Origin of the sequence: Mycobacterium sp. URHB0044 (assembly GCF_000620625.1) — a bacterium.
Classification (GTDB): Bacteria; Actinomycetota; Actinomycetes; order Mycobacteriales; family Mycobacteriaceae; genus Mycobacterium.
Genome location: NZ_JIAW01000020.1, coordinates 1 through 15488, shown reverse-complemented (window position 1 = coordinate 15488; position 15488 = coordinate 1). Strand labels below are relative to the sequence as shown.

Here is a 15488-nt window from a genome sequence, read left to right as displayed (position 1 = left end):
TCGGACCCCCGACCCGGATTGGTTGCGGCTGGCAGCGACGACCCAGACATTCGGCGGGCAGCTCCTTCACATTGCGCACTGGGTGAAAACGATACGCAAGCCGAACTCTGATTTCCCACCTCCGGTGCGCCGGGACACCGGAGTGTCCTGCTGTTATGGCGGTCGACTTGACGTTCGAACGCTGTCACCATTAGAACACGTTCTAGTGGGAAGCATCGTCTTCTCGCACCAAGCCTAGGAGGCCGGAGATGCCTGTTGCATCCGCCACCATCACTGACGAACAGTTTGCCGTGCGCGACATGGTCCGTAGCTGGGCGGGGGGTTCGGGCTCGATCGCGGCCGTGCGCGCCGTCGAGCAGGGTGATCCCGACGCGTGGCGCGCCCCGTACCGGGGACTCGCCGGCCTCGGCATCTTCGGCGTCGCGCTTCCCGAGGAACTGGGCGGTGCGGGCGGCAGCGTCGAAGATCTCTGCCTCATGGTCGACGAAGCCGCCGCCGCGCTCGTCCCAGGGCCAGTCGCGACGACGGCGTTGGCCACCCTGGTCATCGCCGACGGGACGGTGCTCGAAGCGCTCGCTTCGGGGGAGCGCACCGCGGGCGTCGCGCTGAAGTCGGACATCGCCTATGAGTCGGGCACCGCGACCGGCACCGCCGAGTTCGTGTTGGGCGGGCTGGCGGATGGCGTGCTGGTGCTCGTCGCCGGTGAGCAGGTGTTGTTGGTCGACGCCACCGCTGACGGCGTCACCGTCGAACCGTTGGCCGCCACCGACTTCTCCCGCCCACTGGCGCGCGTCACGCTGTCGTCGGCACCCGCGACGGTGCTCGACGTGTCACGGCAGCGCTTCGGTGACCTCGCCGCGACGGTCCTGGCCGCCGAGGCCGCCGGGCTGGCGCGCTGGATGCTGGAGACCGCAAACGAGTACGCGAAGGTGCGCGAGCAGTTCGGCAAGCCGATCGGCAGTTTCCAGGCGGTCAAGCACATGTGCGCCGAGATGCTGCTGCGCTCCGAGCAGGTCGCCGTCGCGGCCGCCGACGCCGCAGGCGCCGTAACCGACCCGGACGAGTCACAGCTGTCGATCGCGGTCGCGGTCGCCGCTGCCATCGGCATCGAGGCGGCAAAGGTCAACGCGCGCGACTGCATTCAGGTCCTCGGTGGCATCGGTATCACGTGGGAACACGATGCGCACCTGTACATGCGCCGGGCCTACGCCTTGGCGCAGTTCCTCGGCGGCAAGTCGCGCTGGCTGCGTCGCAGTGCGGAGCTGACCAGGGCCGGGGTGCGCAGGCAACTGCACGTCGACGTCACCGGTGCCGACGACATCCGGCCCGAGATCGCGGCCATCGCCGCGGACATCGCCGTGCTGCCGCAGGAGAAGCGACAGGTCGCGCTGGCCGAGACCGGGTTGATGGCGCCGCACTGGCCCAAGCCGTACGGCCGGGGTGCCTCGCCTGCCGAGCAGCTGGTGATCGATCAGGAGCTGGCCGCAGCCGGTGTGCAGCGGCCCGACATCTCGATCGGCTGGTGGGCCGCGCCGACCATCCTCGAGCACGGCACGCCCGAACAGATCGAGCGATTCATTCCCGCCACGCTCACCGGCGAGGTGTATTGGTGCCAGCTGTTCAGCGAGCCTGGCGCCGGTTCGGACCTTGCGTCGTTGCGCACCAAGGCCGTTCGCACAGACGGTGGCTGGCTGCTGACCGGACAGAAGGTGTGGACGTCGAACGCGCACCGCGCCGACTGGGGTGTGTGCCTGGCGCGCACCAACCCGGATGCGCCAAAGCACAAGGGCATCACCTACTTCCTGGTCGACATGCGTTCACCGGGCATCGACATCCGGCCGCTGCGTGAGATCACCGGCGAAAACCTGTTCAACGAAGTGTTCTTCGACGACCTGTTCGTGCCCGACGAGATGGTGGTCGGCACCGTCGACGGCGGCTGGCCGCTGGCCCGCACCACGCTGGCCAACGAGCGGGTCGCGATGGCCAGTGGCGGCGCGCTCGACAAGGGCATGGAGCACCTGCTCGACGTCGTCGAGGGTCGCGACTTGGACGCCGTCGAACTGGACCGGTTGGGCGTGCTGATCGCAGCGGCTCAGGTGGGCTCGCTGCTCGACCAGCTCATCGCGAAGATGGCTGTGGGCGGCCATGATCCGGGTGCGGCGTCGAGCGTGCGCAAGCTGATCGGCGTGCGTTACCGGCAGTCGCTGGCCGAGACGATCATGGAGTCCTACGACGGCTCGGGGATCGTCGATTCGCCCGACGTGCGGTACTTCCTGAACACCCGCTGCCTGTCCATCGCGGGCGGCACCGAGCAGATCCTGCTCACGGTGGCAGGGGAACGGCTGTTGGGTCTGCCGCGCTAGCCGCGGGACCTGCGGAACACCGCTGACAGGAGCGCACGCGCAGCGTACGGCCGGCTGGCCACCGCCCTCAGCACGGGTGCGGGGTGGAAGTACGACCGGCGCTCCCGAATCAGGCCGTCCTCCAGAATGATTCGGTCGACGACCGTCCACTCGAGTGACTTGCGACCGAGGTGGCCGCTCAACACGAGTTCGATGAACACCCCGTCCGCGGTCTCACCCCATCGTGTGATCGTTCCGTGCAGGTCGGGCATGGCCGTGAATAGCGGTCCGAATAGCTCCTTCAACGCGCCAGGCCCTCGGGCCGGTGAAGCGATCGGCTGGACCAACACGGTGTCGGGGTGCATACGGGGGCCGAAGTGCCGGAAGAATCCCTCCGCGTCACGCGCTCCGAGTTTCCAACCCGCCGCGAAGAATTCGACGAACTCGGAGGCCGACGTCTTGGTCGCGCCCTGGACGGTCATTGCGACGCGTCGGTGTAGCGCTGAATCAAGTCTTGCATGTGAACCCCTCTCATTTGCATACAGACAGTACGTAAGTTACGTACCGACTGCATGTATGTCAACGATGGGCATGCAGCTGACGCAGGGAACGTCAAGTGTGCGGAGTCGTACGGGACGCGCCGATCTCGCGTACCAAACCGCACGGTCGCGACGCGGGTTGGTCCGCTGGAGAAGAACTCTCAGGAGTACGTCGTGCGTGCGCAGGCCGTTGGCGAAGTCAGGTTGACGTTCGCGTAGACCACCTGGATGTACGAGCACACGATGAAGTCCGCATCCAGCTTCGGCTGGCCGGTGGACCAGTCGGTGGTCCAGGTGTTGCCGTTGACGGTGAACTTCTCGGGCGGGCCACCGTCGAAGTAAACGGTGCTGAGTTCAACGGGCCCAATGGATTTGAACATCCGGGTGTTGGGCGCATTGAAGTCGGTGTCCAGGTACGCGAGGCGGTCCATCGACCGCAGCGTGGTGTTCTGCCGCGCATAGAACTGGGGCGGGAAGCCCGTCGGCCCGTCCGGCGTGAGCAGGTTCGCCGCGGAGGTGAAGTAACACTGGTTGGCCGCCTTCACGCAGTTGGCGGTGGTGTGGATCTCCAGCGTGGTCACGGGGTCGACGGGGATCGATGCGGTGGCCGAATTCTCGGCGGCGGACGACACGGCCGTCGGCGTGATGAGCGCCAAGGCGAGCCAGGCCGCTGAGATCAGTGCGGCTGAGCCGGCAAACCGCTTCATGGTGCTCCCTTGCCTTCTGATCCGGCGCCTCGTGGTTCGGCGCATGTTAGCCCGCGACTCATTCGTCATACGTGACTTCGACCGAATCGGACTTGGGCTTCGCCTGGCATCCGAGGATCAGGCCCTCGTCGAGATCCGACGCCTCGAGTACGTCGTTGATCTCCATTTCCACGTCGCCGCTCTTCTTGAGCACGGCGCACGCACCGCAGTGCCCTTCGCGGCACGAGAACGGCGCGTCGAGGCCCTTGTCGAGCAGGACGTCGAGCAGTTTCGCGTTGCGCGGCCAGCTGATCTCGTGGGTTTCGCCGTCCAGCGTCACCACCGCGGTTGCCGGACCCTCGTCGCTGTCGTCGTCTTCTATGACCACGGCCGCGAATGGGTCGGACTCCAGCGACTTGAAGACCTCGATGTGGATTCGTTCGGGTGCGGCGCCCGCGGTCTTGAGGGCCTGCTCGGCGGCCGCCATGAACGGGCCCGGACCGCAGATGAACGCGTCGTGGCCGTGGAAGTGCCCGACCAGCTCGCCAAGCGCCGTCGTGGACGGCAAACCCTGCACCGACTCGAGCCAGTGCACCACGGTCAGCCGGTCGGGGTACTTGGCCGCGAGCTCGCGCAACGCCGTCGCGAAGATCACCGACTTCTCGTCGCGGTTGGCGTAGATCAACGCCACCTTTCCGCTGCCCTCCGACAGCGCGGACTTCAGGATCGCCATCATCGGCGTGATCCCGCTGCCCGCGGCCAGCAGCAGGAAGTCGGTGTCCAGGGTCTTGGGTACGAACGTCCCCGACGGCGCCAGCACGTGCAGGTGCATGCCCGGATGGGCGTTGTCGCACAGCCAGTTCGACGCGTATCCGCCGTCGGTGCGCTTGACGGTGACGGTCAGTGCATCGTCGGTGAACGGGGAGCTGCACAGCGAGTAGCAGCGGGCCACCGAGCCGGTGCGGTCGCTGGGCACCCGCAGGGTGAGGAACTGCCCCGGCGCGTACCGCAGCCGCTCGGGCGGAATCGCGGATCCGTCGGGCACCTTGAAGACCAGCGAACGCGCATCCGCGGTCTCGGCGACCACGTCTGCCAATTGCAGCTCGAGCACGTGGCTGCCGAGCGGCTCGTCCGTCACGGTCGGTGTTCCTTTCGTCGTGCTGCGGGGGCCAGAACTAGAACATGTTACAAAAATGCGCTTCCGCAGGTCTAGCCACCGTAGGAATGCCCTGCTCGACACAAATCGTAACGTGTTCTAATCTTTGAACAGTTCTGGATACTCTCGATATCTAGCCCACCGATCCTGGAGGCAACCAGTGACGTCCATTGAACAACGTGACGTGCAGTCCGTCCTAGATGGCATCGATGACTTGTTGCCATTGATCAGCAAGCGTGCGCAGGCCTGCGAGGACCTGCGGCGGCTGCCCGATGAGACGGTCGCCGAGCTCGACGAGGTCGGCTTCTTCAAGCTGCTGCAGCCCGAGCAGTGGGGCGGCCTGCAGTGCGACCCCACGATCTTCTACGAGGCGGTCCGCCGGCTCGGCAGCGCGTGCGGCTCCACCGGCTGGGTGGGCTCGATCATCGGCGTGCACAACTGGCACCTCGCACTGTTCGATCAGAAGGCACAGGACGAGGTCTGGGGTGACGACCCGACCGTGCGCGTTTCCTCCTCCTACGCCCCCATGGGCGCCGGAACCGTGGTCGACGGCGGCTACCTGGTGAGCGGTTCGTGGAACTGGTCCTCGGGTTGTGACCACGCGACGTGGGCGTTCCTCGGCGGTCCGGTCATCAAGGACGGCCGCCCGGTCGACTTCGGCAGCTTCCTGATCCCGCGCAGCGAGTACCGCATCGACGACGTCTGGCACGTCGTCGGACTGCGCGGCACTGGTAGCAACACCGTGGTGGTCAAGGACGTGTTCGTGCCGTCGCACCGCTTCCTGTCGTACAAGTCGATGAACGACCGCACCGCCGGTGGCCTGGAGAACAACACCGCCCCGGTGTACAAGATGCCGTGGGGCACCGTGCATCCCACCACCATCTCGGCGCCGATCATGGGCATGGCGTACGGCGCCTACGCCGCGCACGTCGAGCATCAGGGCAAGCGTGTGCGCGCGGCGTTCGCGGGGGAGAAGTCCAAGGACGACCCGTTCGCCAAGGTGCGCATCGCGGAGGCGGCCAGTGACATCGACGCGGGCTGGCGTCAGCTGATGGGCAACGTCGCCGACGAGTACGCGCTGCTCGAGGCGGGCAAGGAGATTCCGTTCGAGCTGCGGGCCCGCGCGCGTCGCGACCAGGTGCGTGCCACCGCCCGCGCGATCTCGTCGGTCGACCGGCTCTTCGAGGCGTCGGGTGCCACCGCGTTGAACAATGACGCTCCGGTGCAACGGTTCTGGCGTGACGCCCACGCCGGGCGCGTACACGCGGCGAACGAGCCCGAGCGGGCATACCTCATCTTCGGCAACAACGAGTTCGGGCTGCCGCCCCAGGACACGATGGTCTGATGACGTCCTACATCCAAGAGACCGAACAACAGGTCGAGATCACCTTCGAGTCGACTTCGCGGTACGCGCAGGTCCGCGACGACATGCGCCTGCACTACCACGAAGCGGGTGTCGGCAACGCCGAGACGGTGGTCCTGCTGCACGGCGGTGGTCCCGGCGCGTCGAGCTGGTCGAACTTCTCGAAGAACATCGCGGTGCTGGCACGGCACTTCCACGTTCTCGCGGTGGATCAGCCCGGCTACGGGCACTCCGACAAGCACACCGAACACGAGCAGTACAACCGGTACAGCGCCACTGCGTTGCTGAACCTGTTCGACCATCTCGGCATCGAACGCGCTGCGCTGGTGGGCAATTCGCTTGGCGGCGGCACCGCGGTACGGTTCGCGCTCGACAACCCGAAGCGCGCCGGCCGGCTGGTGCTGATGGGTCCGGGCGGACTTTCGGTGAACCTGTTCGCACCCGACCCCACTGAGGGCGTCAAGCTGCTCGGCAAGTTCACGGTCGAGCCCACGCGCGAGAACCTGGAGAAGTTCCTGCGCATCATGGTCTTCGACCAGAAGCTCGTCACCCCCGAGCTGATCGACGAACGCTTCGCCATCGCCAGTCAGCCGGAATCGCTGGCCGCCGCGCGGGCGATGGGAAAGTCGTTCGCCGGCACGGACTTCGAGCTCGGCATGATGTGGCGCGAGGTGTACAAGCTGCGCCAGCCGGTGCTGCTGATCTGGGGCCGTGAGGATCGGGTCAATCCGCTCGACGGTGCGCTGGTGGCGCTCAAGCAGATCCCCCGCGTTCAGCTACACGTCTTCGGTCAGTGCGGGCACTGGGCCCAGCTCGAGAAGTTCGACGAATTCAACAAGCTGACCATCGATTTCCTGGATGGAGCGAAGAAGTGAGCATCCGGTCACTGGGATACCTCCGCATCGAGGCCACCGACATGGCGGCATGGCGTGAGTACGGGTTGAAGGTTCTCGGCATGGTCGAGGGCAAGGGTTCGACCGATGGCGCGCTCTACCTGCGCATGGACGACTTCCCGGCCCGGCTGGTCATCGTTCCCGGCGAGCACGACCGGCTGATGTCGTCCGGCTGGGAGACCGCGAATGCCCAAGGCCTGCAGGAGATTCGGAAGCGCCTCGACGTCGAGGGCACGCCGTACAAGGAGGCCACCGCCACCGAGTTGGCCGACCGTCGGGTCGACGAGATGATCGTCTTCGACGATCCGTCCGGCAACACGCTGGAGGTGTTCCACGGCGCGGCCCTCGAGCACCGTCGGGTGGTGAGCCCGTACGGCCACAAGTTCATCACCGAAGAGCAGGGCCTCGGCCACGTGGTGTTGACCACCCGTGACGATGCGGAGTCGCTGCACTTCTACCGCGACGTGCTCGACTTCAAACTGCGTGACTCGATGAGGCTGCCACCTCAGCTGGTGGGCAGGCCCGCCGACGGTCCCCCGGCGTGGCTGCGATTCTTCGGCGTCAACCCGCGCCACCACAGCCTCGCGTTCATGCCCGGCGAGACACCCAGCGGCATCGTCCACCTGATGATCGAGGTGGGCAACAGCGACGACGTCGGGCTGTGCCTGGATCGCGCGCTGCGCCGCAAGGTGCCGATGTCGGCCACCCTCGGCAGGCACGTCAACGACCTGATGCTGTCGTTCTACATGAAGACGCCTGGCGGCTTCGACATCGAATTCGGTTGCGAGGGACGCCAAGTCGCCGACGACGACTGGATTGCCCGGGAGAGCACGGCCGTCAGCCTGTGGGGCCACGACTTCACCGTCGGCTTCAAGTAGACGGCCGCGATGAGCGCTTGCGCGAAGAACATCTGACCATGGCCGACCAGCTCGACCCGCGCACCTTCCGCCAGGTACTGGGACAGTTCTGCACGGGCATCACGATCATCACCACGGTGCACGACGACGTACCGGTCGGATTCGCCTGCCAGTCCTTCGCGGCCTTGTCGTTGGATCCTCCGCTGGTGTTGTTCTGCCCGACCAAGCAGTCGCGCTCCTGGCAGGCCATCGAGGCCAGCGGCAAGTTCTGCGTCAACGTGCTGCACGAGAAGCAGAAGGACGTCTCGGCCAGGTTCGGTTCCAAGGAGCCCGACAAGTTCGCCGGAATCGACTGGCGACCTTCACCGCTGGGCTCGCCAGTGATCGACGGCACGCTGGCCCACATCGACTGCACGGTGAACTCCGTTCACGACGGCGGCGACCACTTCGTGGTGTTCGGCGCGGTGCATTCGCTCTCCGAGGTGCCGAAGAAGAAGCCCAGACCGTTGTTGTTCTACCGCGGCGAGTACACCGGCATCGAACCGGACAAGACCACGCCCGCCCAGTGGCGCGACGACCTCGAGGCCTTCATCACGACCACGACCGCCGATACCTGGCTCTAGGCTTCTATAGGGAAACACCCTATATCTTGTGGCGCGGGCGAAAGTTACGTTCGCGGGCGTGACCCACATGAATGATCGCGTGAAGAATGCTGTGACCGGCAGGGGCCGCCATCGTAGGGGCCGCCACACTCAACCTCGCATCACCGCCGCGCTGGCAACCGGAATGCTCGTAGTGAGCGGCACCGTGAGCGCGGCCGGCATAGCTACGACCCACAGCGACTGGGACGGTTCCGCAGCCTCGGGCCCGTCGGCGCCGGCTCCGGCGCCGGCTCCGGCATTGACACCCGCACTGACCGCGGCGACCGAACCACTGGTGGCGGGGGCGAACGGCCCAGGCCCCCAGCCAATCCGGGTCTTCACCGGCGCACCGATTGCCGAAGAAGGCCCCCTTGCGTTCATGTCGGCGTCCCGAACCGATTTCACGCCGGCCGAAGTAATTCCCGGCTCCTTCTTCACGCCCACCACCACGGCACTGGCCGCGGCGCGGATTTCCGTCGGCGGCGGGGGCCAATCGACGCCGACCCTCGCCGACCCCCTGACCGTGCCCACAGCCGGTATCGGTCGCGCGCTGTCGCTCGCGCCGTCCCCGACGATGACCAATCCGATCCTCGCGCTGATCGCGGTGTTCATCAGCGACGGCACCCTGGAGCACCCCGACGCGGGCCTGCTCATCGGCAATGGCGCCAACGGCGCGGCCGGCCAGAACGGCGGCCGTGGCGGATTCTTGTTCGGCAACGGCGGAAACGGCGGCGACGGTCTGGCAGGCCAGAACGGTGGCGACGGCGGCAACGCCGGACTGTTCGGCAATGGTGGCAACGGCGGTAAGGGCGGCGCCGGCCTTCAGGGCGCGGTCGGGACAGCACCCGCTGCCGACGGATCGAAATCACCCAACGGTGCCCCCGGCGCGAACGTGATCTACGGGCTCGACGGCGCGCCGCACCCCCCGACCAACGATGCGATTGGCGGGCCAGGTGGCCCGGGAATCGACGGCGGCATCCCAGGGCGGGCCGGTGGCGATGGCGGCGCTGGTGGCGGCGGCACCTGGTTCACCTACAGCGAGGAGGGGCACGGCCTGGGCGGCGACGGCGGTGATGGCGGTGATGGCGGCGCGGGAGCTCCCGGCGGGAATGGTGGAGCAGGCGGCAACGGGACTTCACACACCTCCGGAGCGTTGGGCGGCAAGGGCGGTGACGGCGGCAACGGCGGTACCGGTGCGAACGGCGGCGACGGTGGTGATGGGGGATACGGCTACTCGCAAGTCGTCTTTTCGTTCGGCAACGACGGTGGCAATGGCGGCAACGGCGGAACCGGTGCGACCGGGGGGACCGGCACGACCGGTGGTGCTGGCGGCAAGGGCGGAAACGGTGGCCTGGTAATGGGCACCGGCGGTACGGGCGGTGCCGGTGGCACCGGCGGCACGGGCGGTACTGGTGGCAAGGGCGGCGACGCCGGAAACGGCGGCAAGGGTGGCGACGGCCTGTTCCAGCTGTTCGATCCGGGGTCCGAGGACAGCAGTGCTCCCGGCAAAGGTGGCCAGGGCGGTACCGGCGGCGCCGGTGGCAGCGGTGGAACCGGCGGCGACGGCGGAGCGGCTGGCGCGGGCGGCCACAGCGGAGTCTTGAGCGGCGGCGGCACTGCCGCGTCGGGCAGCACGGGCGGCACTGGCACCACGGGCGACACCGGCGCCAAGGGTGCCGACGGCCAGGACGGGGCCGACGGCGTCAAGCACGCGGCAGGCACCTAGCCGAACCACTCGTCACCGGCCGGGACCGTCTCCGGTGCGTTCGAGCGTGACGTCCAGCGTCAGCGCGCCGGGGCAGACGCCGGTTCGCGTGGTGCTTTGGGTACCCGTCAACTTGAGGATCGGATCCGAAACCGGTTGTGGCAGATCGAATTCACCGGTCAGCACCGACGATCCCGGGCGGCCGCTGGGGCATGGTGAGTCGACCGGTGCGCTGGTGGACGTCCACCCGCCCGACGCGAAGGTCAGCACCAGGACGGCCTTCGTCTGCGGGTCGACGAGGTAGCTCAGGCAGCGATCGACCGTGCGAAGGCATTGGGTGTTGCCGCCATAGGTGGCCGGCGGGTACACCTCGCCGGTCTGCGGGTTGGTCTGCGTCTGTCGGTAGTCGCCCCACAACGCCGCACCGGGTGAGGAGATCCGCGTCGGTTGGGCTGCGGGATCGGCGACCTGCACGTCGGGTTGGGCGTCACCCGTCCGCCTGAGCGTGACCGATTGCGACGAGCTTTGGCATGCGCCGCCGACCGAAGACCGGTTGGTGTACCTGCCGACCAGCGTGCCGTCGGGCTTGGGTTCCAGCGTGTACGCCTGCCAGCCCTGGACGTCGATCGTCTGCCCCTCGGCGGTGACGCACTGCGACGGCACCTCCCTGACCGACACCCACCTTCCGTCGATGAAGTCGAAGACCATCTTGGGCGGCCGTGGATCGCCGGGCTTCGCCGGGGTGAGTTCCGTTGCGGTAGCGACACATCCGTCGCCTCCGCACACGGAGCGCGCCACCCAGGTGACGGCGATCGTCGTATCGGGAACCTCGGTGCCCTGCACGGTGGTCCGCGGACCGAACTGGACGGCGAACGTGCCATCGAACACGTGCTCGGAGGATGGTGGGGGCGGCGGCGTATCGGTGGAGGAGCAGGCGGCCAGCACGAGGCAGGCCGCCACCGCCAGCGACCTTGATTTCACTGCGACGGCGCGACGCCGAGCACGAACTCGATCGCCGCGGCCGCCACCTCGCGGTGGGCGGTGTCGTTGAGGATGTCGTGCCGTCCGCCGGCGATCTCCTCGAGCCGGAGCGCGTCGATCTGCTCGGCGTAGGCCCGCACCGCGCCCACGTCGGCGACCGGGTCGTCGCTGCCGTGGATCGCCAGCGTCGGTACCCGCAGCTTCGGCAGGTCTGCGCCGAACCGGTCCCACGCCCGGTCCAGTTCCCGGGTCAGCGGCGCACCGTCGGCGTCGACGAAGGCCAGCGGATCGTTCTCGAGGGAATCCAGGTAGAAGGGGTCGGCGGACAACCAGCTCGGGTCGAGGTCGAATGAGCTGTCGGCATCGAGCATCCCGGCGATCGGGACCAGCGGCGCCCCCGAGATCACCCCAGCCTGATACGGGCCGGGGTCGTCGATCAGGCGTGCCAGGGTGACTACCGCGCCGAACGAATGACCTTGCGCGACAAGCGGAATGCCGGAAGTCTCGGCTTGGGCGAGCGTCACGAGCTGATCGGCAAGCCCGGCGCTTGCCTCAAGCGAGCCGAAGTCACCGCGATCGCCGGGGCTGAGTCCGTGGCCGAACTGGTCGACGGCCCACAGGTCGATGTCGGCGGCGTTGAGCGCGAAGCCGTACCGGTGGTACACGCCGGTGTGCTCGCCGAAGCCGTGCAGGAAGATCACGGCGGCGCGAGGCCGCAATGCGCCCCAGTGCCGGTAGTACGCCTTGCCGCCGTCGGTGTCCAGAAATGGCATGCCCAGACTGCACCAGGAAAACCGTGTCCGCGCAAGGGATTCGATCAGGTGTCTCCGAGGAGCACGTCACGCTGCTCCGCCATCCTGGCGCGGATTTCGTCGACGACGGCGGACACCTCCGGTCGGCGCAACGTCTCCGGCCGGGTCACCAGCCAGTAGCTCAACTGGATCGCCACCGCGTCGCGCAACACCCGGATCAGGTCGGCGTGCCGGTCGGCCATGAAACACGGCAACAGACCGAGACCGGCTGCCGCTCTTGTCGCCTCGACGTGCACGAAGACGTTGGTGGACGTGATGGATTCCCGCATCGTGGGGGCGAAGCTGCGCGCCAGGTCGAGATCGTCGACCTGCAGCATGGAGTCGATGAAGTAGACGAGCGGGTGGCCTGCGAGCTCGGCCCGCGACGCCGGTGTGCCGTGCTCGGCGAGGTAGTCAGCCGACCCGTACAGGCCCAGTCGGTAGTCGCCGAGGCGGATGGCCTCCGCGCGGTGCACCTGGGGTTCACCGACCACCACCTCGATGTCCAGGCCCGAGCGCTGCTGGGTGGCGCGACGCGTCGCGGTGACGATCTCGACCGCGACCTTGGGATGCCGGCGCTGCACGTGCGCGGCGGCAGGGGCCGCGATGTAGGCCGAGAAACCGTCGGTGGCCGAGATCCGCACCAGGCCCTCCAGGGTGCGTTCACCGCCAGGGTCGACGGTCAGCGAACGCACCGCCGATTCCACGGCCTCGGCGGCCGCCAGCGCGTCGCGCCCAAGATCGGTGAGCTCCCAGCCGCCGGCCACCCGGGCCAGGACGCGGCCCCCGATCGCCTGCTCCAATGCGGCGATGCGCCGCGAGATGGTCGTGTGGTTGAGCCCCAACTCCTCCGCCGCGGTGTTGTATCGGCCGGATCGGCCGACGGCCAGCAACACGAGCAGGTCGTCGGCGCTTGGCCGGCGGGCCGATGGCTGAATCTTCTGTGGCGGCACAACTGCATTTTTGCAGATAGCTCCTGCAGTTTTGGCCATTGCAGCACGGGGTATCTGCAGGAATACTCACGACAAGCATGTGGTGGGCATCACAATTAGAGGAGCAGCGATGAGCGTCGGCGACCAGCCACGGCCCGAGGACACCAAGCCCGGGCCCATCTCGACTGGGCTCAAACGAGTCGTCGTCGCGTCGATGGCAGGCACGGTCGTGGAGTGGTACGAGTTCTTCCTCTACGGCACCGCGGCCACCCTGGTGTTCAACAAGATCTTCTTCTCGGAGACCACCAGCGAGCTCAACGCCATCTTCCTGGCGTTCGCCACCTACGCCGTCGGCTTCGTCGCGCGTCCGGTCGGCGGGGTGGTGTTCGGCCACTACGGCGACAAGTTCGGCCGCAAGAAACTGCTGCAGTTCAGCCTGCTGCTGGTCGGCGCCGCGACGTTCCTCATGGGCTGTCTGCCGACGTTCGGACAGATCGGCTACTGGGCGCCCGGGCTGTTGGTGACTCTGCGATTCATTCAGGGCTTCGCGGTCGGCGGCGAGTGGGGCGGTGCGGTGCTTCTCGTCGCCGAACACAGCCCCGACAGGCAACGCGGGTTCTGGGCCAGCTGGCCGCAGGCGGGGGTGCCGGTGGGCAACCTGCTCGCCACCGTGGTCCTGCTGGTGTTGACGGGGACGCTGGACGACGCCGCCTTCCTGTCGTGGGGCTGGCGGGTCGCGTTCTGGCTGTCGGCGGTGGTCGTGCTGATCGGCTACTACATCCGCACCAAGGTCACCGACGCGCCGATCTTCGTTGCGGCGCAACAGGAGGCGGAGCGAATCAAGGCGACGTCGTTCAGCGTGGTCGAGGTGCTCAAGCGCTACCCGCGCGGCGTCTTCACCGCGATGGGGCTGCGGTTCGGCGAGAACATCATGTACTACCTAGTGGTCACCTTCTCCATCACGTATCTGAAGGTGCAGGTGGGCGCCAACACCAGTTCGATCCTGTGGTACCTGCTCTTCGCGCACGCGGTGCACTTCGCGATCGTTCCCCTCGTCGGGTGGCTGTCCGACCGCTTCGGGCGGCGCCCGGTGTACATGGTCGGCGCGGTACTGGGCGCCACGTGGGGCTTCTTCGCCTTCCCGATGATGAACAGCGCCAATTACGTCGTCATCACGGCCGCCGTCACGCTCGGCCTGATGATCCACGCCTTCATGTACGCGCCGCAACCGGCGATCATGGCGGAGATGTTCCCGACCCGGATGCGTTATTCCGGTGTGTCCCTTGGCTATCAGGTCACCTCGATCGTGGCGGGCTCGTTGGCGCCGCTCATCGCCGTGAAGCTGCTCGAGATCTACGACTCCTCGGTGCCGATCGCCATCTACCTCGCCGCAGCCTGCGCCATCACTCTCGTCGCGGTTTTGTTCACCCGCGAGACCAACGGAATCGACCTGAATGCCCTCGACGTGGCCGATGCCGAGGACGTGGCGAAGTCCGACGCGCGAAGGGGCGCCGCGGTATGACCGACCTGAGCGGACGCACGGCCCTCGTCACTGGCGGGGCGAGCGGCATCGGCGCGGCCTGTGTGCGCGAGCTCGCGGGGCGCGGGGCCACCGTGACGGTTGCCGACGTCGACGACGTGGCGGCCAAGGCGCTCGCTCACGAGGTCGGCGGAAAGGCCTGGGCCGTAGACCTTCTCGACGTCGGTGCGCTCGAGTCGCTTCGGCTCGACGTCGACGTGCTGGTGAACAACGCGGGCGTGCAGACCGTCGACCCGATCGTCGACTTCGAGCCCGAGCGCTTCCGGTCGATGCTCGCTCTGATGGTCGAGGTGCCGTTTCTGCTGATCCGCGCCGCGCTGCCGCACATGTACGAGCAGCGCTTCGGGCGGATCGTCAACATCTCGTCGGTGCACGGCCTGCGGGCGTCGGAGTTCAAGGTGGCCTATGTGACGGCCAAGCATGGGCTCGAGGGCCTGTCCAAGGTGACCGCGCTCGAAGGCGGGCCGCACGACGTGACAAGCAACTGCGTCAACCCGGGTTACGTCCGAACGCCATTGGTAGCCAAGCAGATCGCCGATCAGGCCCGCACCCACGGCGTGCCCGAGCAGGAGGTCGTGGAGACCATCCTGCTGTCCGAGAGTGCGATCAAGCGACTGGTCGAACCCGAGGAGGTAGCGGCGCTGGTCGGCTGGCTGGCATCACCGAGTGCTGGAATGGTGACCGGCGCGTCGTACACGATGGACGGCGGCTGGAGCGCGCGCTGACCAATGTCGGCCCTTCGCGCGCATTTTTGATGAGTCAACGCGTCGGTGGGTCCTTGTAGACTCGCACATGTGTTCGACGGTCCGGAGTTTGAGCTCATCGAGGTGATGGGTGAGGCGACGCGTGATGAGTCGACGGCGGTGGCGCAGCGGTTGTTGGCGGTGGGCAGGTTGTATGCCCGTCGGGCGGTGGAGTTGGCGCAGTGGAATACGTGGCGTAACGATGTGACCGCCGAGGTGGCTGCCGAAGTGTCGGCGGCGCAGAACGTCAGCCATGCCCGCGCGGTGGGCCAGATCAACTATGGGCGCACCTTGTGTGAGCGGCTACCGATGGTGGCGA

General features: G+C 67.3%; 15 protein-coding genes. 9 read left to right on the top strand and 6 right to left on the bottom strand.

The window, feature by feature from the left end:
* Positions 1-248: 248 nt before the first annotated feature.
* Positions 249-2363 (top strand): acyl-CoA dehydrogenase, encoded by a 2115-nt coding sequence (locus N536_RS0128725; protein ID WP_029116766.1) that lies wholly within the window; start codon positions 249-251, stop codon positions 2361-2363.
* On the opposite strand, the gene N536_RS39785 is transcribed toward N536_RS0128725, so the two are convergent.
* The 3 genes from N536_RS39785 to N536_RS0128710 all read right to left on the bottom strand — a co-directional run bounded on the left by N536_RS39785 (position 2360) and on the right by N536_RS0128710 (position 4705).
* Entirely contained in the window at positions 2360-2824 is a 465-nt protein-coding gene (locus N536_RS39785) for a nuclear transport factor 2 family protein (protein WP_051574843.1), read from the bottom strand. The genes N536_RS0128725 and N536_RS39785 overlap by 4 nt on opposite strands.
* Before the next feature lie 218 nt (positions 2825-3042).
* Positions 3043-3588 carry a hypothetical protein gene (locus N536_RS0128715; RefSeq protein ID WP_036437992.1) on the bottom strand — a complete coding sequence of 182 codons (546 nt, stop codon included), beginning with the start codon at positions 3586-3588 and terminating at the stop codon, positions 3043-3045.
* A gap of 58 nt (positions 3589-3646) precedes the next feature.
* Positions 3647-4705 carry a ferredoxin--NADP reductase gene (locus tag N536_RS0128710; RefSeq protein WP_029116764.1) on the bottom strand — a complete coding sequence of 353 codons (1059 nt, stop codon included), beginning with the start codon at positions 4703-4705 and terminating at the stop codon, positions 3647-3649.
* 178 nt (positions 4706-4883) lie between these two features.
* Between N536_RS0128710 and hsaA the strand changes: the two genes are divergently transcribed.
* From hsaA to N536_RS42375, 5 genes are all read left to right on the top strand, one after another.
* Positions 4884-6068 carry a 3-hydroxy-9,10-secoandrosta-1,3,5(10)-triene-9,17-dione monooxygenase oxygenase subunit gene (hsaA, locus tag N536_RS0128705; RefSeq protein WP_029116763.1) on the top strand — a complete coding sequence of 395 codons (1185 nt, stop codon included), beginning with the start codon at positions 4884-4886 and terminating at the stop codon, positions 6066-6068.
* Positions 6068-6961, top strand: coding sequence for a 4,5:9,10-diseco-3-hydroxy-5,9,17-trioxoandrosta-1(10),2-diene-4-oate hydrolase (gene hsaD, locus N536_RS0128700; RefSeq protein WP_029116762.1), 894 nt, complete (start codon positions 6068-6070; stop codon positions 6959-6961). Before hsaA ends, hsaD begins: the two co-directional genes overlap by 1 nt.
* On the top strand, positions 6958-7857 hold the full coding sequence (gene hsaC / locus N536_RS0128695) for an iron-dependent extradiol dioxygenase HsaC (protein ID WP_029116761.1): 900 nt from the start codon (positions 6958-6960) through the stop codon (positions 7855-7857). Before hsaD ends, hsaC begins: the two co-directional genes overlap by 4 nt.
* Before the next feature lie 38 nt (positions 7858-7895).
* Positions 7896-8459 carry a 3-hydroxy-9,10-secoandrosta-1,3,5(10)-triene-9,17-dione monooxygenase reductase subunit gene (gene hsaB / locus N536_RS0128690; protein WP_029116760.1) on the top strand — a complete coding sequence of 188 codons (564 nt, stop codon included), beginning with the start codon at positions 7896-7898 and terminating at the stop codon, positions 8457-8459.
* A 172-nt stretch (positions 8460-8631) separates the two neighbouring features.
* Complete coding sequence (locus N536_RS42375; RefSeq protein WP_155948779.1) at positions 8632-10203, top strand: PGRS repeat-containing protein; 1572 nt, start codon at positions 8632-8634, stop codon at positions 10201-10203.
* A 12-nt stretch (positions 10204-10215) separates the two neighbouring features.
* Here the strand turns inward: N536_RS42375 and N536_RS0128680 are convergent, their stop codons facing one another.
* Genes N536_RS0128680 through N536_RS0128670 form a run of 3 tightly spaced genes read right to left on the bottom strand, consistent with a single transcriptional unit; the run spans position 10216 to position 12946 of the window.
* A complete protein-coding gene (locus N536_RS0128680; RefSeq protein WP_155948778.1) occupies positions 10216-11142 on the bottom strand; it encodes a hypothetical protein in 927 nt (308 codons plus the stop codon).
* Between the two features lie 17 nt (positions 11143-11159).
* Positions 11160-11936, bottom strand: coding sequence for an alpha/beta fold hydrolase (locus N536_RS0128675; protein WP_029116758.1), 777 nt, complete (start codon positions 11934-11936; stop codon positions 11160-11162).
* Between the two features lie 44 nt (positions 11937-11980).
* A complete protein-coding gene (locus N536_RS0128670; protein ID WP_051574841.1) occupies positions 11981-12946 on the bottom strand; it encodes a LysR family transcriptional regulator in 966 nt (321 codons plus the stop codon).
* A gap of 70 nt (positions 12947-13016) precedes the next feature.
* On the opposite strand from N536_RS0128670, the gene N536_RS0128665 reads away from it, so the two are divergent.
* The 3 genes from N536_RS0128665 to N536_RS39775 form a co-directional block, all read left to right on the top strand.
* Positions 13017-14408 carry an MFS transporter gene (locus N536_RS0128665; RefSeq protein WP_029116756.1) on the top strand — a complete coding sequence of 464 codons (1392 nt, stop codon included), beginning with the start codon at positions 13017-13019 and terminating at the stop codon, positions 14406-14408.
* Complete coding sequence (locus N536_RS0128660) at positions 14405-15151, top strand: 3-hydroxybutyrate dehydrogenase (protein WP_029116755.1); 747 nt, start codon at positions 14405-14407, stop codon at positions 15149-15151. The genes N536_RS0128665 and N536_RS0128660 overlap by 4 nt, the downstream gene beginning before the upstream one ends.
* A 69-nt stretch (positions 15152-15220) precedes the next feature.
* Positions 15221-15488, top strand: a 268-nt coding sequence (locus N536_RS39775) for a DUF222 domain-containing protein (RefSeq protein ID WP_036437990.1), incomplete at its 3' end; no start/stop codon positions are given.

What these genes read in the sequence shown, in the direction of transcription:
- hsaB (WP_029116760.1), top strand. Translation starts at nt 7,896, where the DNA reads ATGGCCGACCAGCTCGACCCGCGCACCTTCCGCCAGGTACTGGGACAG.
- N536_RS0128660 (WP_029116755.1), top strand. Translation starts at nt 14,405, where the DNA reads ATGACCGACCTGAGCGGACGCACGGCCCTCGTCACTGGCGGGGCGAGC.
- hsaD (WP_029116762.1), top strand. Translation starts at nt 6,068, where the DNA reads ATGACGTCCTACATCCAAGAGACCGAACAACAGGTCGAGATCACCTTC.
- N536_RS0128675 (WP_029116758.1), bottom strand. Translation starts at nt 11,936, where the DNA reads ATGCCATTTCTGGACACCGACGGCGGCAAGGCGTACTACCGGCACTGG.
- N536_RS0128670 (WP_051574841.1), bottom strand. Translation starts at nt 12,946, where the DNA reads ATGGCCAAAACTGCAGGAGCTATCTGCAAAAATGCAGTTGTGCCGCCA.
- N536_RS0128715 (WP_036437992.1), bottom strand. Translation starts at nt 3,588, where the DNA reads ATGAAGCGGTTTGCCGGCTCAGCCGCACTGATCTCAGCGGCCTGGCTC.
- N536_RS0128665 (WP_029116756.1), top strand. Translation starts at nt 13,017, where the DNA reads ATGAGCGTCGGCGACCAGCCACGGCCCGAGGACACCAAGCCCGGGCCC.
- N536_RS39785 (WP_051574843.1), bottom strand. Translation starts at nt 2,824, where the DNA reads ATGACCGTCCAGGGCGCGACCAAGACGTCGGCCTCCGAGTTCGTCGAA.
- N536_RS0128725 (WP_029116766.1), top strand. Translation starts at nt 249, where the DNA reads ATGCCTGTTGCATCCGCCACCATCACTGACGAACAGTTTGCCGTGCGC.